Raw genomic sequence first — 20,465 nt, 5'->3', positions numbered from 1 at the left:
TTTTCAGATTATCGTGTATGATGAGAAAGTATTGAAAATTAAATCAGTGATAAACTAGGGGTGCCTAACGTATGCGTAGGCTGAGAGAGAAGCGCGTGAACTTCTTAACCCTTTGGACCTGATCTGGCTCGTACCAGCGTAGGGAAGTTAACGGCTTTACATAATGATGTCTTTATGAGCCAGGTCCTTATTTTTTTATGGACCTGGCTCTTTTTATTTTGGCATACGCTGGCCATATCTCGTCCTTGTCACGTACAGGGGGGCAACAAAGGTTATGAAACAGTCTGTTTCAGCTGAGCAAATTGAATTGAAATCGAGTTTACCAGGAAGTAAGAAAGTGTATGTGGATGGACCACGAGAAGGTATGAAAGTACCGATGCGTGAGATTGAACAAAGCGATACAAATGGCGTCCCGAATCCGCCAATTCGTGTGTATGATACAAGCGGTCCTTACACAGATCCTGCGTATAAAGTCGAGTTAGAGAAGGGGTTGCAGGCGCCGCGCCACTCTTGGATCCTAGAGCGCGGAGATGTAGAGGCATACGAAGGACGCGAAGTAAAACCAGAGGATGACGGTGTGAAGGTGGCTTCGAAACATACACCTGTTTTCCCGCAAATGGATCGCAAACCGCTTAGAGCGAAGCAAGGTGCAAATGTTACGCAAATGCATTATGCACGTAATGGCATCATTACGTCTGAGATGGAATATGTTGCGATTCGTGAAGGAGTAGACCCGGAGTTTGTTCGTAAGGAAATTGCGGAAGGTCGCGCTATTTTACCAGCAAATATTAACCATCCGGAAGCAGAGCCGATGATTATTGGACGTAATTTCCACGTGAAGGTGAATGCAAATATCGGAAACTCTGCTGTATCTTCTTCTATCGCGGAAGAAGTAGAGAAGATGACATGGGCTACTCGCTGGGGTGCAGATACGATTATGGATTTATCTACAGGTAAAAACATTCATACGACGCGCGAGTGGATTATTCGTAATGCGCCTGTACCAGTTGGAACTGTACCGATCTATCAAGCTCTTGAAAAAGTAAACGGAATTGCAGAAGATTTAACGTGGGAAGTGTATCGTGATACGTTAATTGAGCAAGCGGAGCAAGGCGTAGATTACTTTACAATTCACGCTGGCGTATTACTTCGTTACATTCCGATTACTGCAAAGCGTACGACAGGTATCGTTTCGCGCGGTGGTTCAATTATGGCGCAGTGGTGTTTATACCATCATAAAGAAAACTTCCTATACACTCATTTTGAAGAGATTTGTGAAATTATGAAGCAGTATGATGTTTCGTTCTCTCTTGGAGATGGATTACGTCCAGGTTCGATTGCAGATGCAAATGACGAAGCGCAGTTCTCTGAGCTTGAAACACTTGGTGAATTAACGAAGATTGCTTGGAAACATGATGTGCAAGTTATGATTGAAGGGCCTGGGCATGTACCGATGCATTTAATTAAAGAAAATATGGAGAAAGAGCTTGATATTTGCCAGGGCGCACCATTCTATACACTTGGACCGTTAACGACAGATATTGCACCAGGTTATGACCATATTACATCCGCAATTGGAGCTGCGATGATTGGCTGGTTTGGAACGGCGATGCTTTGTTATGTAACGCCGAAAGAACATTTAGGTTTACCGAATAAAGATGATGTACGCGAAGGTGTTATTACGTACAAAATCGCTGCGCATGCAGCTGATCTAGCGAAAGGGCACAAAACGGCTCATCAGCGTGATGATGCACTTTCAAAAGCTCGTTTTGAATTCCGTTGGCGCGATCAATTTAATTTATCTTTAGATCCTGAACGCGCGATGGAGTATCACGATGAAACGTTGCCAGCAGAAGGTGCGAAAACGGCTCATTTCTGTTCCATGTGTGGACCGAAGTTTTGTAGTATGAGAATTTCACATGATATTCGTGAATACGCAAAAGAAAATGATTTAGAAACGACAGAAGCAATTGAAAAAGGAATGAAAGAGAAAGCGAAAGAATTTAAAGAAACTGGTAGTCATTTATACCAATAACACGTTACACCTCTTTACTTGATTGATCACACTGTAGTACCTAACTTAAATATAGAAGAAGCCCGCTTTGCTAAGACGGTAGCAAAGTGGGCTTCTGTTGTTTATCCCGCTATTTGTGGGCAGTAAGACCCCCACCTCAAAATTCAGCGGAAGCAAAGAAGTTAGGTGGGGGGCAACTGCCCGTAAAAGCCCGATTGGTTAGGGCTGATAATCAGTGGTGGATGTACAAAACCCCCACTGATTAAAGTTTCACTTTATAAGGCGAAGAAGAGATGTACCCAATAGAATAAGAGGAATAATGTAACGACTGTTGTGAGTGGAATAACGATAAGGGATACACTTAAATAGTCTTTCCATTTTACTTTAATTTTGTTTTGTTTCAGGATATACATCCAAATGAGAGAAGCTAGCGTACCGATTGGTAATAATAGTGAACCGATGTCACTACCAATGATATTTGCGAGATAGATAGTTTTTAATGTGACTGGATCTAATCCCATTTCTGTTAACGTAATGGTACCAATCATAAGTGCAGGGTGATTATTGAAGACATTGGAGAGGAGAGAAACGAGTCCACCCATTGCAAAGCTAGCATAAAGCAGATGTTGACTTACAACTGGTTCAAGCCATTGGACAAGCGCTGCTGTTAATCCTGCGTTGTGGAGCCCGTAAATAATGACATACATAGAGAAAGCAAAAATCAAAATGTGCCAAGGTGTCTTTTTCAAAATGTCGACAGGGTTCGTTCGTAAGTAGTACCATCTCCAAATGAGAAGAACGAGTGAACCGAGTACGGCAACAATCTCGATTGGGATGGATAAGAAGGATGCAACGAATAGAAGACAGCGCATAAGGAAGACGAAGCCTAATACTTTTAGCATGAACCTTGTCCGTTTTTGTTTCGTATCAACTGAATTTTTTCCTTTTAACGGATGAAAGTTTTTCGTGAAGAATATTTCTTCAATATCATATGAAGAAACAGGCAATTTTTTCGGAAGTTTTTTCTTCAAAACCGTATACATAAGCCATGACATAAACAATAGTCCTAATGTTGCAGGTACAAACATCATAGCAGTATGCATATAAAGAGTCATATTCACGATATTTAATGCGATTAAGTTTACGATATTACTTACACCAATTGGTGCACTAGATGCAGTAGCGATTAAAGCACCGCTTAATAAATAAGGGATTTGTTGATGCGGTTTTAATTGAAGATTTTTTAGGAGAAGAATTAAGATTGGCGTTGTAATTAAAATACTACCGTCGTTATTAAATAAAAGAGTCATAAGAAAACATAATAATTGAATATACCAGTATAAGCGGCGCCCGGAGCCTTTTGCTAAGTTTGCAAGTTTCGCTGCGGACCAGTGGAAGAATCCGAAGCTTTCTAATATAACCGCCATAACGATGGTCGCTAATATTGTTATGGAGGCACCGCCAATTTTACTAATAATGTCCATGACGTCTGGTTTTGATACAAGTCCAGTAATCAGGATAATGCCAGCGCCAATTGCTGCCGGCCACGCCTCATTTAAACCACGAGGTCGCCAAAAGATAACAATCATTGTTAAGAAGAATACAATAATAGTAATCCATATTTCAATGCTCATATTTTACCTACCTTTCTACTTTTCCTTAAAGTAATGTAGCTTGTCTTAAGGTTTGTATTGGTAGTATATTCAGCGGAAAATAGGAAGAACTAGACATATAATGGAATAAGGTGAATATGTGTTTTTCAAGCGAAAGGACATGTGTCACGAATAGTGAAATAACTATTGTGAGAGGAGTCTATAAATTAGAAGGGCAGTAAGATAGTAAATGAAATTTATATGGGCGATTATTGAGATATATCGGCGCAACTCAAAATATATCAGCGATTATTGGAATATATCAGCGCAACTCAAAATATATCAGCGATTTTTAAATTATATCGACTTATCGACAAAACATGACAAAAGGAGCCCATCCCAAAATACCTTTTGGAACAGGCCCTACAATATTATTTTTCCTTCAAAAAAGTTCGATCCTTCAAGAATAAATTCCAGAAGAAAATAAATCCTGGTAATAAAATTGCAATCCCAATTGCATATAGAATAAGCAATGCATAGAATGTTTCGACCGTTGTAAAGCTTGTAAATACAGTTACATCAGGATAAATAATATACGGTAAATGCGCAACGCCGTAAGCATAACTTGCAAATGCATATTGAGCGACGACTGCTAAAACGGCAATGCGAGGGTATCCTAGTGTGTCATACTTCTTGTTTGTCCACCAAAGAGAAGAGTATCCGATAATGAATAAAACGATAGAAACTGTAAACCATGTGAATTGCTTTATTAGCCCTTGCATAAGCCAGTGTGTTTCCGGATCCATTACAACGAGGGCAATAATCGCCGTAACGAGCGTTGCAGGACCAAGGATAATCGCGTTTCTTCTATAAATTCTATATGCATCTTCTGAACCTTGTTCTCTCGCAAAATCAGCAAGAAAGAGGGAGGAAAGAAATAGTTCCGAAGTTAGTCCGAAGAGCATATAACAATAAATAACAGGACTAGAAAGAAGTTTTCCATATAGGAGTACTTCTTTTCCTTCAGACATTGTAATATAGGCACCTTCTGTAACAGGTAAAACGGTAATTAATAGGGCTGGAATTAAGAGTCCTGTAATACCTGAAATAATACGAAGAAGGTGTTGGTACTTCGGCAGGGAATAAGCAAATACCATAAATGTACTGCGAATTGCCACGAGTACTAGAATTAACATAACGGGTACGAACATTACCGTTGCTAGGGTAAAAGCGGCTTTCGGAAAGAAGCCAAGAAAAGCGACAACGACAAAGACGAGAAATGTATTTGTTACTTCCCAAGTCGGTGATAAGTATCGGTTGGCAAGCTTGGCAGCTAGCGTTGGATGTTTTGCGTATACCATGCCCCAAAAACCTGCTCCAAAATCGATGGACCCTAATATACTGTATACGAAAATAAGAGCCCATAAGATGATGATTGCAATACTTTCCTCATGCACGAGAATCGCCTCCTTCGTGATGTAAATCATTTGTAAGCGGATGTTTCTTAAAGAATGTCCGTAGTACAAAAACTGTTAAAATACCGAGTCCAATATATAAAATGATGAATAGAATAAATAAAGGACCGACAAAATCAGCGCGTGTAGAAGCATCGACTGTACGTTGCATACCGTAAATGGTCCATGGCTGACGACCGCTACAGCTGAAAATCCACCCAAATTCAATGCCGAGCATCATAACTGGTCCACATGCGGCAGCTCCCCAAAGAAGCCACTTCGGTAGCTCTGTTTCTTTTTTTCGGTAAACAAAGTACCAATATAAGAGGGCAATTGCTGCAACTGCAAAGGTAAAGGCAGCAGTGCCAACCATTAAATTGAACAGTGTATGCGTGTAAAATGGTGGCCATGTTTCTTGTGGGAATTCCTTTAGTCCTTTTACGACAGTGTTAGGGTCTAGTCCTACTAGTAGGCTAAGCATGTTCGGAATTTCTAGTGCATAGTTTAGTTCAAGTGTGTTAGGATCTACAACGCCGCCAATTGATAACGGTGCATGTGATGTCGTTTCAAATAAAGCTTCAGCAGATGCCAGTTTTTCAGGGGAATGCTTATGTAAAGCAATTGCCGATTCGTGTCCCGAAAGCCACATCGTAGCGCCTGTAATAAATGTCACGACGAGTCCTAACAGTAGTCCTTTTTTATGATATGCCACTTCACGTTCACTTACATTCTTCTTTAATAATTTAAATCCGGCGATAGAGGCAATGACGGCAGCTCCAGTTGCGTAGGCTGTAATCACAACGTGGAATGCGCTCGTGCCAAAACTCGGATTAAAGAAAGCTTTCCACGGATCAACGTTAAAAACTGATCCATCTGGTCCCATTGAAAAGCCCGCGGGTGTATTCATCCATGTATTTGCCGATGTAATAAGCACGGCGGATGCCGTGGCACCAATCATGACGAAGAATAGCGAGATTAATCTCATGAATGGAGGTAGTTTGTCAGCTGCATATACATAAATGGACATGAACAAAGCCTCTAAAAAGAAGGCGAAAATCTCAATTTGAAAGGGAACAGAAATAACCTGCCCAACAATTTTGGCAAAACCAGGCCAAAGCAGTGAGATTTGTACACCAACGATTGTTCCAGTTGGAATTGCTACACCAAGAAGGATGGCAAAGGCCTTTGTCCATCTTTTTGCCATAATGGCGTAGTCGGAATCTTTCTTCCAGTGATAGAGTATTTCACTTATAAAAATCATTAATGAAAGTCCGACACCAAGTGTTGCGAAGATAATGTGGAATGCTAGTGAAGAACCGAAAAATGCTCTTGCTAATGTTACCGTATCCATATGTAAACTCCTCTTCTTTTTTGCCATTATTTTCTGATTGAATTGGAAGATTTATTCAAAAAAACTTCCAAAAATATATATGTATTTAAAAAGTGGATATGATAATATTGTGTTTGAATATTCTAAATAGAAAGAAGTTAATATTTTGTTTGTTTTTTAGTAAGGAATATTTTATAATCTTTTATGCGAACATAAGTTCTGTTTTCGAAGTGAAGAAGTTTATGTGAAATGGAGAGGATGTTTTATGTATCCTGAAGTCATTAAAAAGATGGCATTTTCAAAAGAGCATAGAGATTTATTATTGAAGCTGTATAATAAAGAGATTACGCGTAGTGAGTATGATCGACTCGTAGAATCGCTATATAGACCTTCTAAAGAGGCTTGTGAGGGATGATAAAGGAACGGGAGACAATCTAATAGATTGTCTTTTTTAAATTTGTGTATGTTCTGGTAAAATTAAGGTTAGCCTTAATAGGGAGGTGAAAGGATTGCGGAAACGTTTATATATAGGGGTTGGGGTTGTTCTCTTAATCGCTTTAGGTGGAATTGTATTTTGGTCAGCTTTGCAAGGAAACCGTACGGAACATTTTATTTTAAGACATATGGTGAATGAAAATGGGACGCTTGCTACATATCGTTTAGCGGATACAAAGGCAGGAACGGGTGAAGCGAAGGGCCGTGAAGCTTTATCGGAATCAGCGGGACTATGGTTACAATATACACTCGATAAAGACGATCAAGCGTTATTCGATGAACAAGTTAAGGTTATTCAAAATAACTTTGTACATAAGAACCAAATTGTTTTATGGAAAATCTCTGAAAAGGGAGAAATGCAGTCAGCTACAAATGCACTTATTGATGATCTTCGTATTATAGAACAGTTATATCGCGCTTATGAAATGTACAAGGAAGAGCGATATAAAAACTTGGCAGATCAATTGAGTGATGCTGTAATTCGTTATAATAAGAAAGATAATTATTATGTTGATTATTATGATGCAGATGCAAGGAAACAAAATGATTTTGCAACAACGTCATATATAAATCCGCGCGCATTCTCCTATATGAAAAAGTATGGAAAAGTTTCTGCTCAGCAATATGAGGAAGTCGTTCAATTTTTAGCGGATTATCCAAGGCATGGATGGGCATTCCCGAAAGAGTATAAAGCAGATGGTACATTTACGTACGACAAAGAAGTGAATCTTATTGACCAATCATACGTTGCATATCATCGTAGTTTAGGTGGTCTTTCATCAGATGCTTATTTGGAATTTATAAAGAAGAAATTCCAGGAGGATGGAAAGCTATACGGTCGTTACAATTTAGAAACGGGAAAACAAACTGTGAATTATGAATCGCCAGCCGCTTACGGATTAACGATTTTGTACGTACTACAAACAGGTGATACAAAGTTCGCAAAGGAATTATATGATCATATGGCCACATTCCGAAATGACAACGTATTTAGTAGATATTACGGTGGATATGTAACAGGCGAAAATAACAATACGCATATTTTTGATAATGTTTTGCCGCTTTTAGCTGAAATAGAATTAGAGAAGAGTGAAAAATAAAAGGTGCCACCCTATGGGGATGGCATCTTTTATTGTTTAATATTATTTTAAGTCCTAATATTGGAGAAGTAATCAATTACGAATTCACGGAATTTCTGAGCAGTTTTCGATAAGTAACGTTTTTTTGACCAGCTTAACCCAATCGTTCGCTCACAATTTGGTTCAATAATACGTAACTTATTTAATGCTAAAGTAGAGTTTTTTAATAAAGTTAAACTTGGGACAAAGGCGATGCCGAGGCCTTGCTTAATAAGATCGCTAATCACGGTTGGTTCATCTACTTCAAAAGCGATATGTGGAGTGAAGCCAGCTTCTTTACAAAATTCATCTGTTAAGTGCCGAAATCCGTAACCAGTGTTCATACTAATGAACGGTTCATCCTTTACTTCATGCAAATATACACTTTCACGTTCTGATAAACGGTGGCCTGAAGGGACGACTAAGAAAATTTCTTCTGTAATAAGTGGTTCCCAAATAATCTCTTCGCCTTCAATTGGCACAGAAGAAATGCAAAAGTCAATTTCTATATTATCTAGTTGTCGTTTCATAGAAGGAGTAGATGCGAGAAATTGTTGGAATCGAACGTTAGGATGTTCTAGTAAAAAAGAACCAATTAGTTCGGGTAATATTCTTGGAATAGAAACAGCCAACGTAATAGAGCTTTGTTGTAAGTTAGCTAAATCTTTAATTTCTCGTTCGCCTTCACTTAATTCATGAAAAATGCGCTCTACTCGTTTTAAAAATACTTTCCCGAAAGAGTTTAATGTAATTTGTCGACCTTGGCGGTCAAATAATGGAACGCCTAAGTCCTTTTCTAATCTAGCAATTGTTTTGCTAAGCGAAGGTTGTGCGATATGCAATTCTTCAGCAGCTTTTGTCATATGCTCTAATCTTGCGACTGTCTGAAAGTATTTTAGTTGAAGAAGTTCCATTTTGATTCTCCTTTCTATAGACCAAAAGGAATGGATTGATAATTAAAGATGTATTATACAGTATGGAAATGGACGTGTATAGTAAATCTGTTAAACCATTCTAATGGTGTGAAATTCGGAGAAGGAGTATGTTTCATGAAAGGAATTCAACTTGTATTTAAAGATTGGAAAGCGATGTGGCACCATAAACATGGGCGTATCGCTTTAATTTTTTTATTAATCGTTCCTTTAATTTATTCAGGGTTCTTTTTAGCTGGATATTGGGATCCGTACGGACGATTAGATAAATTACCTGTTGCGATTGTAAATTTAGATAAGGGTGCTGCGATGGATGAGAAAACAATTCGTGCAGGAGACGATTTTGTAAAAAATTTAAAAGAGAATAAGGAACTAGCTTTTCATTTCGTATCAGAAAAAAATGCTGATGAAGGGCTAAAAGAAGATAAGTACTATATGGTTGTTACGATTCCAGAGGATTTCTCTAAAAAGGTAAGTACACTTATGGATGAGAAACCAGAGCCAGCGCAGCTTCAGTACAAAGTAAATCCGGGTAAAAACTTTGTAGCAGCGCAAATTGGAACGACAGCTGTTGAAAATATGAAAACAAAAATTTCAAATAGTATTACGAAATCTTATACAGAAGGTGTCTTTTCAAAGTTTCAAGACTTAGCACAAGGGTTGAGTGATGCAAGTAATGGTGCTGGGAAGTTACAAGAAGGAACGACAGATGCAAGAAATGGGGCAAATCAGCTTGCAGATGGTATTCATCGTTTAAGTGACGGGACATCAAAAGTGAAAGAGGGAAGTGAAAAACTTGCTTCTAGTCAATCAGCTTTAACTGATGGAGCGAATGAGCTGAGTGAAGGGGCAAAATCCCTTCATAGTGGTATGGAGTTATTAGCACAAGGTGAAAAAAACTTACAATCAGGGGTTAGTGAATTAAGTGCTGGTACAAATGAATGGGTGAACGGAAGTGAGAAACTTGCTGACGGGCAAGTGAAAGCGGACAATGCAGCAAATAGTGTAAAACAACAATTAGAAGAGTACGTGAAAAGTCATCCAGAAGTGCAGCAAGATCCTGATTTTCAAAAAATCGTTGCTACTTCTAATGGATTAGCTAAAGCAACAAACACCTTAAATAATAGCCAGCAACAATTGACGCAAGGTGCAAAGAAGCTTGCGGATGGTCAACATAAGATGGAAGAAGGTATAAATACATTCGGAGTTAAGTTAAATGAGGCTACTGCTGGAACGAAAAAGATAGCAGATGGTGCGGCGAATTTAGCTAGTGGATTTACGAAATGGGGAACTGGATTTACATCATTACAAGAAGGTGTAAATCAACTTGCGAGCGGGGGAACAGAGCTGAATCATGGTGCTGATCAGTTAACGAACGGACTTGTTAAACTTGACGATGGTGCGAAAGAACTTTCTACGAAATTAGGAGAGGGCGCAGAGAAGATAGCAGATGTTCGGAATGATGATGCACGCAATACGATGTTCTCAGAGCCGGTTCAATTAGTGAAATCAACAGTTTCTGACGTGCCTAATTACGGTTCAGGTATTGCACCATATTTCTTATCGCTTGCATTTTATGTTGGCGGAATTATGGCATCAAATATTTTACCGCTTGGCCGTAGACAAAATATGAAAGTAAGCGGAACGGTACATTTTATTAATAAATTAGGATTAGTATATTTAATTGGACTTATTCAAGCATTACTAGTGGATGTGGTTGTGCTAGGAGTTATGAAATTAGAAGTTGCAAGTGTGCCACTCTTTGTTTTATCAAGTATCGTTATTTCCTTTACGTTCATGACGTTTATTCTTATGTTAGTAACGGTATTTGGTCTTGTTGGAAAGTTCTTAGCGGTAACGCTTCTCGTCTTGCAATTAGCGACGAGCGGTGGGACTTTCCCAGGAGAATTAAATATAGCTGTTCTTAGCAAGATTGGACAATTTCTCCCAATGTCCCATTCTCTTAGAGGATTGCAAGATGTGATTTCTTTAGGAGATTGGTCGCAATTACAAATGCAAATTTTAATATTGTTATGCTATCTCGTTGTTGCTGGTGGAATTGCTTGGATTACGAGCCATATACAACATAGGGAAACGAATGTAGAAAAAGTTTCTTAAAATGAAAGAAGCTATCCGATTTTTTCGGATAGCTTCTTTTTTATTTACGTTCCATTACCGCAAAGTAATTGTTTTCATTATCAGCAAAGTTAAAAGCTCTGCCAGTAGGTAAATCTACAACTTGTCCAACAGTAACGTTTTTCTCAGAAAGATCTTTATATAGTTGATCTAAGTTGTTAGAGAAGAACATAAGTGAAGGAGTACCTAAGTTTAATTCAGGTTGCATCTTTGCAATTAACGCTTTATCGTGAAGGACGATGCTTGTCCCTGCTTCTTTTGCTGGCGCAATTTCAATCCAGCGAAATCCTTGTCCATTATTTTCTTCCGCAATAATTTGGAACCCTACTGTCTCAGTCCAAAATTGCATGGCTTCATCTTGATTATTTACATATAACATAATTTGTCCAATTTGATTAATCATAGGTGTATCCTACTTTCTTTTCTTGTATGGAATTCTATTATATCAAAGATATGGTTTGCATACTTTTTCGTGATTTTTTCGAAGTACGATCTTCGCCCATCTCACATTTGCCCTAGGAGACGGTCCTGTAATCCATGTATGAAATGGTAGTGTACTGCATATGACCATTGTTGAAATCGAGATTGTGGCTGTTATTGTAAATAATAATAAGCTATACAATATTGTGTTTTCTTGCAGTATGAATAAAGAAAGAAACTTTGTACATAGTTGCAAGAAGAAAAAGTGAGCTAAATAAGCACCATACGTGTAATTCCCGATAAATCGTAAAGCTTTATATAAGAAACCGCGTCGTTGTACGATTGTAATCGATAGCACGTAAAGTATGATAATTTCGCATACGATATATAAAAACATAGATGGCTTTAAATAAGTCGAAACGGTTAAATGAATAGAGTTTGCTCCGTAAAAACTAAATAACTCATAATTGATGAATAAAAATAAGATAAAAAATAAGATTGTAATAAGCGGAATATGTTTTATGACAAATGTACGCCACGCTTTTAGTGCGACAGCAGCGATTCCTCCCATGACGAAATAGAATGAGTAGAAGAAAAAGGAACGGTCTGTATAATGTAAAATGGTTGAGCTAGTCAATTTCTCTCCATTAAAAATGTAGTGCGAAGAATACCACATTAAGAGGAAATATAGGCAAGCAAAGACGGTCATATATTTATATATGTCTTTTTTATTTTCTGTTCGTTTTTGAAACCAATAAAATAGTGTGCACAGCAAAGGGAACAGTAGGTGAATTTGAAACATCATAATCACATACCAAAGATGGGGTGCGGCTGTTCCGAGTAATAAACTTTTTATTCCGCCTTGTAATGTGATCATATCGTTTGTTGTTAATAAGTAAAGAATAGACCAGAAGAGATAAGGAATGAGTAAATGTGCGGCTTTTTCAGAAATATATTCTTTGTATACTAATTGCTTTGTATAGTGACGAATTAAGTGGAAGCCGACGATAAATATGAATGCAGGTGCTGAAAATTTTGCAAGGTTAAATAGCATGCCCATAATGAGGGATTGCTCAAGTAAGACATTTCCTTGATTCATTGTATATAATAAGGAACTTTGCAAGACGACAGCAAGGAATGCAATGCTTTGCAGAACTTTAAATTCAGGTGCGCTTTGAGTCATTATGTCCATCTCCTTTTCCATACATGATTATAGTACGGAGAATGGATAATGGATGTGGAATATTTGTGAAGATTTTAACAAATTTGTGGCGGAATAGATTATATCGACGATTTTTCGGATATATCGTTCATAACTTCAAATATATCAACGATTTTTTCAATATATCGACGTTTCGACAAGGGATATCGACTTATCAACAAATAACGACAAAAAGAGGATGCTCAAAACGAGCATCCTCTTTCTATCTATTAAGCAAATTTGTTTTTGATCCAGTTCTTACCTTCTACAAGGCGAGCTGTCATTACGGCACAAGCGTTATCTGCTGTTACGTTTAACATCGTTGCAGGAGGATCAATGATTGTACTGATTGCTGCGATAATTGGCAATGCTTCTGGCGGGAAGCCATATAAAGAAACGATTAACATTTCACCAATCATACCGCCGCCTGGAATAGCGCCCATTACTGTTCCTACTAATAGAGAAACAACAAGTGCGATTGCTAATGTTTTCGGTCCTTCGAATTCCATGTTGAAAATACCGAATAAGAAAGCAATTTTTAATACGCCGCCTAAAACAGAGCCGTCTTTATGAAGTGTAGATCCAAGAAGGACAACTGTTTCACGAACGTCAGAAGAGATACCCATTTTCTTCGTTGCTTCTAAGTTCGCTGGAATACTTGCGGCACTACTACAAGTTGCAAGAGATGTAACTGTAGGAGAGACCATGTTCTTCCAAAATACTTGTACACCTTGCTTGCGACCTGCAAGGTATGCATAGAACGTAAAGAATACAAAGAAGTAAATAAGAGACGCTGGATAGTATACCATTGCTGCTCGGAAGTAAGTTCCAAGAAGCTGTGGTCCGAATTCACCAACTAATGCTGCGAAGTAAGCAGCAAGTCCGATTGGAGCGTAGTACATAATGAAAGATACGACTTTCATTGAAATTTCTGCACCAGCTTGTAAGAATGTAGCGAATGGTTTTCCTTTTTCACCAACTGCTGAAGTTGCAATCCCCATTAAAATAGAGAAGAAAATAAGAGCTAACATATTTTCACGAGATAGTAACTTCGAGAAGTCAGATACTGTTAGAATACCGACGATTTGATCTGCAACACTAACTGCTTTTTCAGCTTTGTCAGGTTGGGTTAGTTCTAATACAACACCTTGTGCTGGCGGGAATACTTTCACGACAATAATCATAAAAATAGCAGCTAAAATACTTGTAAATAAGAAAGTCCCAGCCATACTAGACATAATTTTACCGAAACGTTTTAATCCATCCATATTAGCAATGGATGACGCGATGCTAAAGAACACTAACGGTACAACAATCGTAAACATTAAGTTTAAGAAAATGTCACCAAGCGGCTTTAAAGCAACTGCATCGGCACCCATGAAATAACCAATGAAACCACCAATTAGGATAGAAGATAATAAAATAAGTGGAAAGCGATATGCCTTCATAAATATATCCTCCTATCAATTAAAAAAATCATACTGAATTATTATAGCGAGTTAAAGCCCTCTTTACTAGGAGAATACGGATAGATGGAATAGCGTGAAAACCGAGAAATTTTTGTTTTTAAGCTCGGCATACAGCAGGAAATCTAGACATATATATTTGTAACCTAGTTGTGGTAAGGGATGCACCATAATTTAGGTTTAGAAAAAGGGGGAGGGAAGCGAGATGAATATTTTGCTTTGCTGTGCAGCGGGAATGTCTTCCAGTTTGATTGTTACTAAAATGGAGAAAGCAGCAGAGGCAAGAGGAATAGAGGTAAAGATTTGGGCTGTATCAGGTTCTGAAGTAAATAGCCATATTGATAAAGCCGATGTGCTTTTACTTGGGCCACAAGTACGTTATTTATTACCGAAAATGAAGGAATTATGTAAGGAGAAAGGGGTACCTGTTGATGTCATTCAATCCGTTCATTACGGACTTTGTAATGGGGAAGCTATCTTGCAAGCAGCTTTGTCAATGAAACCATGAGGAGAGTGGGATAGATGATACGGTTTTTAGAGAAATATGTAATGCCGGTAGCAGGGAAGGTTGCAGAGCAGAGGCATTTGCTAGCAATTCGTGATGGACTTGTATTGACGATGCCGTTCTTAATTATAGGATCAATTTTTCTTATTATTAGTACATTACCAATCCCAGGGTATAGTGAATTCATGGCGAGTTTGTTCGGGAAAAACTGGAACGTAGCATTAGGGTATCCAGTTAGTGCAACTTTTAATATAATGGCTTTAATAGCTGTTTTTGGAATCGCTTACAGACTTGGGGAATATTATAAAGTGGACGCTTTAGCATCCGGGGCATTGTCGCTTGTGACATTTTTACTTGCAACTCCATTTCAAGTTTCATATATCATGCCGGGTACGAAAGAAAGTATACTGGTAGATGGAGTAATTCCAGCGGCATTAATGGGAAGCCAAGGTTTATTTGTAGCGATGATTATTGCAATTATATCTACTGAAATATACCGATTTCTTGTACAAAAAAAGATGATTATAAAAATGCCTGAGACAGTTCCGCCGGCAGTAACGCGTTCATTTGCAGCGCTTATTCCTGGGTTTATTGTTGTGACAGTTGTTTGGATCATTAGATTGATTTTTGAACACACAACTTTCGGAAGCATTCATAATGTTGTAGGGAAGCTACTGCAAGAACCGCTGAGTATACTTGGTGCTAGTCTTTGGGGAGCAGTTATAGCGGTTATTCTCGTTCATGTCCTTTGGGCGTGTGGAATTCATGGAGCTACAATTGTGGGCGGTGTAATGAGCCCGATTTGGTTATCGTTAATGGATCAGAACCGGATTGCTTTTCAAGCGGGCCAAGATGTACCGAATACGATTACCGCACAGTTTTTTGATTTATGGATTTATATGGGCGGCTCTGGTGCAACACTAGCCTTAGTTGTCGGAATGTTATTGTTTGCGCGAAGTCAGCAATTAAAAAGTTTAGGACGATTGTCAATTGCACCTGGTATTTTTAATATTAATGAAATGGTAACTTTCGGTATGCCAATTGTCATGAATCCACTTTTACTTATTCCATTTATAGTAGTTCCTGTTGTATTAACGATTGTTTCTTATTTCGCAATGGAATGGGGATTGGTAGCTCGCCCAAGTGGTGCTGCTGTAACATGGACGACACCAATTCTATTTAGTGGATATTTAGGATCGGGTGGCAAAATTTCAGGTGTGATTTTGCAACTCGTTAACTTTGCACTAGCGTTCGTCATATATTTACCGTTCTTAAAAATATGGGATAAACAAAAAATAGCGGAAGAAAAGGGGGCGTAAAGAACTAAAATGGATACGGTAGAAACGAAGGCCTTTCACTTAATCTTGCATGGGGGAAATGCGAGAAGTTGTTCAATGGAAGCAATTGATTGCGCGAAGCGTGGAGAGTTTACAGAAGCAGAAGCGAAATTACAAGAAGCGTTAGAGGAATTAAAAGAGGCACACCGTGTACAAACGGATCTCATACAGAAAGAAGCCGGTGGTGAAAAGACCGAAGTTACCCTTCTGATGGTGCACGCACAAGATCATTTAATGAATGCAATTACGGTGAAGGAATTAGCGAGTGAATTTGTAGAATTATATAAGAAGATGTCGGTAGCTGAATGAACCTTGCGTATGCAAGGTTTTTTATGTATGTGTCTGTACCATCAGTGGAGTGTTTGTTCCACTGATGGTATTTACAATCCTCCTTTTTACAAATGAGTAAGAGTGATATTTAATCGACAGTAACAATTTCTCCTATACCACGAATCAGTTTTTTTATATGCATCTCATTTGGTTTCAATATACTTACGATATAATCAATCGCTATTTGCGGTTCAACGGTTGTACCGCACGTATAACAGTCGATAGCTGCAAAGTTTTTTTCGGGATAAGTGTGAATAGAAAGGTGGCTTTCTGATAGTAAAACTAAAACAGTAACGCCATGCGGATCAAATTCTTTTGTACTTACGTTTAAAACGTGGGCACCAGATTGATCAGCAGCGTGAACTAAATGATGTTCTAAAAAGTACATATCATCTAAGAGGGAAAAATCCACTCCCCACAAATCTACTATTATATGCTTACCGAAAGTAGAATATTCCATAAGGTAGCACTCCTTCCTGTGATATCGTCAAAACTCCATTTCCTGTTTATAACATTGATGCAGGATAAGGTTCGATTCTGAGTTTAGAAGAGCGAGATTACGTTGTTCTAAATGTTCTTCTCTAAATTGAAATAAAGGAGAAAGAAGAGAAGGTAATGTTCGAGGTGTTGGCACTACATATAATTGCTCAATTTGATCGAGTACATAGGCAGAATTAGCGGCAATATGAAATCCCCAGTCAGTTCCGAAAGAAGGAACGATTGTATGATAACTTTTCACAGTTAATCCCGCATGTTCAATTGTGTTACCGATACTCCAATATACTAGAGGTGCATCAGCGGGTGAGTTAGATTGGCAGACGAATGCACCATCTTCTGTTAAGAATGTAGCTATCCGAGCAAAAAGTTCGCTTGTATATAAAGTACTTAAAATTTCTGTTGCTGGATCAGGAAAATCAATAATAATTACATCGTATAAGGATGAAGGAGAATTTAGAAATTCTTTCGCATCACATACGTGCACATTCACGCGACTATCCAAAAATGCATTGTTGTTTAAAGATACTATTTCTGGAACATTACGTGCCATATTAATCATTGCCTCATCTAAATCAACAAGGTCTACATGTAGCACAGTTTCATATTTCAAAACTTCTCGCAGGGCAAGACCATCGCCACCGCCTAATATGAGAACACGTTTTGGATCAATTACTTTTGACATAATTGGATGCACAAGTGCTTCATGATAAATTTGCTCATCGACGGAACTGAATTGTAGTTGCTTGTCCAAATATAAACGGATATCACTAACTTGTACCAAATTAATATTTTGATAACTACTTTGTTCCGCAAATAAATTTGTATGTTCACCAGCTTGTATTTCTTTTAAAGAAATTTCATCCCATATATCTAGGTTGTGTGAATCCGTGGGTACTATGACTACATTTTCCGTTTGTACTTGCTTGTCTTGTTTGTCCTGTTTGTCTTGTTTGTCCTGTTTGTCTTGTTTGTCTTGTTTACCGTGCTTGTCCTGCTTATTTTCTATTTCCTGCTGTTCTAGTTCAAATTTGTTAGAGTCTAATTCAGAACGTTTGTCTTTTTTATAGCTTGTTATTCTATAAATCTTTATTTTGCTTTGTTTTCTATGTTTTGGCATAGGAATCCCCTTTCGAATTGTGTTACTTTACTCTATTCTATGTGATTTAGTAGAGTTTGCTTGGACAATAGATAGAGGAGTTTTTTTAATAGATTTTCACGCTAAAAAAATTTTTTTAGTGTTTTTTTGTTTTAAATACAACTAGACAACTAAACACTAATCTATTTTCATACAGTTATGTGTTAAAAGCGTGTTGTTTTATAACACACTGTGTGTTTTTTGGTCGACACACTAATTGAAAGCGTTAACACACAAAGAAAATGGTCGAAAAAGTGCTGATTTTAGTGGTTTTAAAAAGTTGGCACGCTAATTGCATTAATAAATAACGTAAAGAAAAATAAATAAAATATAAATTTTTTATACTACACAAGGGGGATTTTCAAATGAATATTTTATTATGTTGCTCAGCAGGGATGTCTACAAGTTTACTAGTTACAAAAATGGAAGCGGCTGCAAAAGCTCGCGGTCTAGAAGGAAAGATTTGGGCTGTATCTGGGGATGCAGTAAAAACAAATATCGATCAAGCAGACGTATTATTATTAGGACCACAAGTTCGTTACATGCTTTCTTCAATGAAAACGCTTGCTGATGAGAGAAACGTTGGAATCGACGTTATCAATCCAATGCACTACGGCATGATGAATGGAGAAGCAGTTTTAGATCACGCATTAACACTTAAAAAATAATTAGGGGGGAAGCAAAATGCAAAAGTTTATTGCATTCATGGAGAAATATATTGTTCCTGTCGCTGGTAAAATCGGGTCGCAACGTCATTTAGCTGCGATCCGTGACGGATTTATCGCAGTTATGCCACTTATTTTAGTTGGTGCACTGGCATCACTAATTAATGGTTTTCCATCTGAAGCTTTCCAAGATTTCATGAAAGGTTTGTTTGGTGAAACGTGGAAACAAGTTGGCGGTGGAATGTGGACTGGTTCTTTTGCGATTCTAGCACTGATCATAGCATTTACAACAAGTTATAACTTAGCAAAATCTTACGGCGTTGATGGTTTGTCAGCAGGTATTATTTCATTTGGTGCGTTAATTATTCTTACGCCAACAACACCGAAAGAAGGCGGATTGAACTTAGTTTGGACAGGTGCACAAGGGTTATTCGTAGCAATTATTGTGGCACTCCTTGTTACTGAAGTATTCCGTTTCTTCGTACAAAGAAACATTACTTTTAAAATGCCTGATGGAGTACCACCAGCAGTTTTAAGATCTTTTGCAGCTATAGTTCCAGCATTTGTTATTTTAACAGTAGTTGCGGGTATTCAATTAGCAGTGAAATTAGCTGGTACAAGTGTTCATGAATTTATCTTTAATACGATTCAATCACCACTGCAAAGTTTAGCAGGGACATTACCAAGTGCAATTGTCATTGTACTCCTTGTTCATCTTCTTTGGTTCTTCGGTTTACATGGTCCGAATATCGTTGGTGGTATTATTGAGCCATTATACTTACCGGCATTAGAGAAAAATATGAAGTTATTCCAAGGTGGTACATCTGCATTTGATGTTCCAAACATTGTTACAAAACCATTTTTTGATACTTTCGTATATCTGGGCGGTTCTGGTGCAACATTAGCGTTCTTAGTAGTTGTATTACTTGTAGCAAAAAGTGCACAATTACGCGGTGTATCTCGCTTATCAATTGGACCAGGTGCATTTAATATTAACGAACCAGTAATCTTTGGTACGCCAATTATTTTAAATCCAGTTTTATTCTTACCGTTTATCATAACACCAATTGTATTAGTAATTACTTCTTATACAGCTATATCTATTGGTTGGGTACCAAAAACAGTTGCGATGATTCCATGGGCAACACCACCAATTATTAGTGGTTATCTTGTAACAGGTGGGCATCTTTCAGGCGCAATTCTACAGTTATTCAACTTTGTAATTGCGATGGTAATCTATTATCCATTCGTTGTATTATGCGATCGTTCTGTTGTTCGTACTGAAAAAGCAGCAGCACAAGGAAATAACAACTCTGTACCTATGTAACACAGTAATTGTTCTCACAGATAACATTATCTGTGAGGACAATCACCTTTATATCATGTTCAAAAAGATGAGATCCATCTACAAGAACACCAAACTATCATTCATAAATTAATATTTTAATAGAAATGTTCAAACTGAAGGGGTATGTAAGTCGGTTGAACGATAATAGAGAGGGCGGTAATTATGATGACTACAGCAGAACAAATTCCATTCCAATTGATTTTAAATAGTGGTAATGCACGAAGCTTTGCGATGGAGGCACTTCAATTTGCCAAACAGGGGAAAATGGCAGAGGCTGATGAAGCGATGGTAAAGGCGAAAGAAGCGATTAATGAAGCGCATCATTTCCAAACGGAGCTCATACAATCAGAAGCAAGAGGAGAAAAAACAGAGATTAGTGTTCTTTTAATTCACGCACAAGATCATTTAATGAATGCGATTACAGTAAAAGAATTAGCAGCAGAGTTTATCGATCTTTATAAAAAGCTTGAAGCGAAAGGGGAATAAAGC

General features: G+C 37.9%; 19 protein-coding genes and 1 riboswitch. Of the genes, 10 read left to right on the top strand and 9 right to left on the bottom strand.

Going from position 1 to position 20,465, the window contains the following annotated elements:
- Window positions 1-46: 46 nt before the first annotated feature.
- A riboswitch (TPP riboswitch) is annotated at window positions 47-162 on the top strand.
- 112 nt (window positions 163-274) lie between these two features.
- Window positions 275-2,035: a phosphomethylpyrimidine synthase ThiC gene (thiC, locus tag RCJ96_RS19585; protein WP_242304406.1), complete on the top strand. Its 1,761-nt coding sequence runs from the start codon at window positions 275-277 to the stop codon at window positions 2,033-2,035.
- Between the two features lie 254 nt (window positions 2,036-2,289).
- Here the strand turns inward: thiC and RCJ96_RS19580 are convergent, their stop codons facing one another.
- From RCJ96_RS19580 to cydA, 3 genes are all read right to left on the bottom strand, one after another.
- Window positions 2,290-3,648: an arsenic transporter gene (locus RCJ96_RS19580; RefSeq protein WP_000021134.1), complete on the bottom strand. Its 1,359-nt coding sequence runs from the start codon at window positions 3,646-3,648 to the stop codon at window positions 2,290-2,292.
- A gap of 389 nt (window positions 3,649-4,037) precedes the next feature.
- Window positions 4,038-5,063, bottom strand: coding sequence for a cytochrome d ubiquinol oxidase subunit II (locus RCJ96_RS19575; RefSeq protein ID WP_000544181.1), 1,026 nt, complete (start codon window positions 5,061-5,063; stop codon window positions 4,038-4,040).
- Entirely contained in the window at window positions 5,056-6,411 is a 1,356-nt protein-coding gene (gene cydA / locus RCJ96_RS19570; protein ID WP_000381959.1) for a cytochrome ubiquinol oxidase subunit I, read from the bottom strand. Before cydA ends, RCJ96_RS19575 begins: the two co-directional genes overlap by 8 nt.
- 244 nt (window positions 6,412-6,655) lie before the next feature.
- On the opposite strand from cydA, the gene RCJ96_RS19565 reads away from it, so the two are divergent.
- Together RCJ96_RS19565 and RCJ96_RS19560 are read left to right on the top strand one after the other, a co-directional pair.
- Window positions 6,656-6,805, top strand: a complete 150-nt coding sequence (locus tag RCJ96_RS19565) for a hypothetical protein (RefSeq protein WP_000283184.1) — start codon at window positions 6,656-6,658, stop codon at window positions 6,803-6,805.
- A 94-nt stretch (window positions 6,806-6,899) separates the two neighbouring features.
- Window positions 6,900-7,985 carry a transcriptional regulator gene (locus RCJ96_RS19560; protein WP_416504035.1) on the top strand — a complete coding sequence of 362 codons (1,086 nt, stop codon included), beginning with the start codon at window positions 6,900-6,902 and terminating at the stop codon, window positions 7,983-7,985.
- A gap of 47 nt (window positions 7,986-8,032) precedes the next feature.
- On the opposite strand, the gene RCJ96_RS19555 is transcribed toward RCJ96_RS19560, so the two are convergent.
- The gene (locus RCJ96_RS19555; protein WP_074606587.1) at window positions 8,033-8,917 is read right to left on the bottom strand and encodes a LysR family transcriptional regulator; all 885 of its coding nucleotides are present in this window, start codon (window positions 8,915-8,917) and stop codon (window positions 8,033-8,035) included.
- A gap of 135 nt (window positions 8,918-9,052) precedes the next feature.
- On the opposite strand from RCJ96_RS19555, the gene RCJ96_RS19550 reads away from it, so the two are divergent.
- Window positions 9,053-11,053, top strand: a complete 2,001-nt coding sequence (locus RCJ96_RS19550; RefSeq protein ID WP_074606588.1) for a YhgE/Pip domain-containing protein — start codon at window positions 9,053-9,055, stop codon at window positions 11,051-11,053.
- Between the two features lie 40 nt (window positions 11,054-11,093).
- Here RCJ96_RS19550 and RCJ96_RS19545 read toward each other — a convergent pair whose 3' ends face one another.
- The 3 genes from RCJ96_RS19545 to RCJ96_RS19535 all read right to left on the bottom strand — a co-directional run bounded on the left by RCJ96_RS19545 (window position 11,094) and on the right by RCJ96_RS19535 (window position 14,140).
- A complete protein-coding gene (locus tag RCJ96_RS19545) occupies window positions 11,094-11,474 on the bottom strand; it encodes a VOC family protein (protein WP_074606590.1) in 381 nt (126 codons plus the stop codon).
- A gap of 42 nt (window positions 11,475-11,516) precedes the next feature.
- Complete coding sequence (locus RCJ96_RS19540; protein ID WP_242304402.1) at window positions 11,517-12,674, bottom strand: acyltransferase; 1,158 nt, start codon at window positions 12,672-12,674, stop codon at window positions 11,517-11,519.
- Window positions 12,675-12,922: 248 nt separating this feature from the next.
- Complete coding sequence (locus RCJ96_RS19535; RefSeq protein ID WP_000649370.1) at window positions 12,923-14,140, bottom strand: dicarboxylate/amino acid:cation symporter; 1,218 nt, start codon at window positions 14,138-14,140, stop codon at window positions 12,923-12,925.
- Window positions 14,141-14,363: 223 nt separating this feature from the next.
- On the opposite strand from RCJ96_RS19535, the gene RCJ96_RS19530 reads away from it, so the two are divergent.
- From RCJ96_RS19530 to RCJ96_RS19520, 3 genes are read left to right on the top strand one after another with little or no spacing between them, the layout of a single operon-like run.
- The gene (locus RCJ96_RS19530; RefSeq protein ID WP_001023546.1) at window positions 14,364-14,666 is read left to right on the top strand and encodes a PTS sugar transporter subunit IIB; all 303 of its coding nucleotides are present in this window, start codon (window positions 14,364-14,366) and stop codon (window positions 14,664-14,666) included.
- A 14-nt stretch (window positions 14,667-14,680) separates the two neighbouring features.
- Window positions 14,681-15,982, top strand: a complete 1,302-nt coding sequence (gene celB, locus RCJ96_RS19525) for a PTS cellobiose transporter subunit IIC (RefSeq protein WP_046198048.1) — start codon at window positions 14,681-14,683, stop codon at window positions 15,980-15,982.
- A gap of 9 nt (window positions 15,983-15,991) precedes the next feature.
- Window positions 15,992-16,309: a PTS lactose/cellobiose transporter subunit IIA gene (locus RCJ96_RS19520; protein ID WP_046198049.1), complete on the top strand. Its 318-nt coding sequence runs from the start codon at window positions 15,992-15,994 to the stop codon at window positions 16,307-16,309.
- A 109-nt stretch (window positions 16,310-16,418) separates the two neighbouring features.
- Here the strand turns inward: RCJ96_RS19520 and speD are convergent, their stop codons facing one another.
- Together speD and RCJ96_RS19510 are read right to left on the bottom strand one after the other, a co-directional pair.
- The gene (speD, locus tag RCJ96_RS19515) at window positions 16,419-16,790 is read right to left on the bottom strand and encodes an adenosylmethionine decarboxylase (protein WP_074606594.1); all 372 of its coding nucleotides are present in this window, start codon (window positions 16,788-16,790) and stop codon (window positions 16,419-16,421) included.
- Window positions 16,791-16,817: 27 nt separating this feature from the next.
- The gene (locus tag RCJ96_RS19510) at window positions 16,818-17,945 is read right to left on the bottom strand and encodes a polyamine aminopropyltransferase (protein ID WP_416504036.1); all 1,128 of its coding nucleotides are present in this window, start codon (window positions 17,943-17,945) and stop codon (window positions 16,818-16,820) included.
- 383 nt (window positions 17,946-18,328) lie between these two features.
- Between RCJ96_RS19510 and RCJ96_RS19505 the strand changes: the two genes are divergently transcribed.
- The 3 genes from RCJ96_RS19505 to RCJ96_RS19495 all read left to right on the top strand — a co-directional run bounded on the left by RCJ96_RS19505 (window position 18,329) and on the right by RCJ96_RS19495 (window position 20,462).
- Complete coding sequence (locus tag RCJ96_RS19505) at window positions 18,329-18,631, top strand: PTS sugar transporter subunit IIB (protein WP_001023569.1); 303 nt, start codon at window positions 18,329-18,331, stop codon at window positions 18,629-18,631.
- A 16-nt stretch (window positions 18,632-18,647) separates the two neighbouring features.
- On the top strand, window positions 18,648-19,955 hold the full coding sequence (celB, locus tag RCJ96_RS19500) for a PTS cellobiose transporter subunit IIC (RefSeq protein WP_001168828.1): 1,308 nt from the start codon (window positions 18,648-18,650) through the stop codon (window positions 19,953-19,955).
- A 183-nt stretch (window positions 19,956-20,138) separates the two neighbouring features.
- Entirely contained in the window at window positions 20,139-20,462 is a 324-nt protein-coding gene (locus tag RCJ96_RS19495; protein ID WP_000989050.1) for a PTS lactose/cellobiose transporter subunit IIA, read from the top strand.
- Window positions 20,463-20,465 lie beyond the last annotated feature (3 nt).

It is taken from the genome of Bacillus sp. BSL6 (assembly GCF_052928345.1).
Note: the sequence above shows the minus strand (reverse complement) of the source record. Positions and strands in the feature narration are given on the sequence as shown.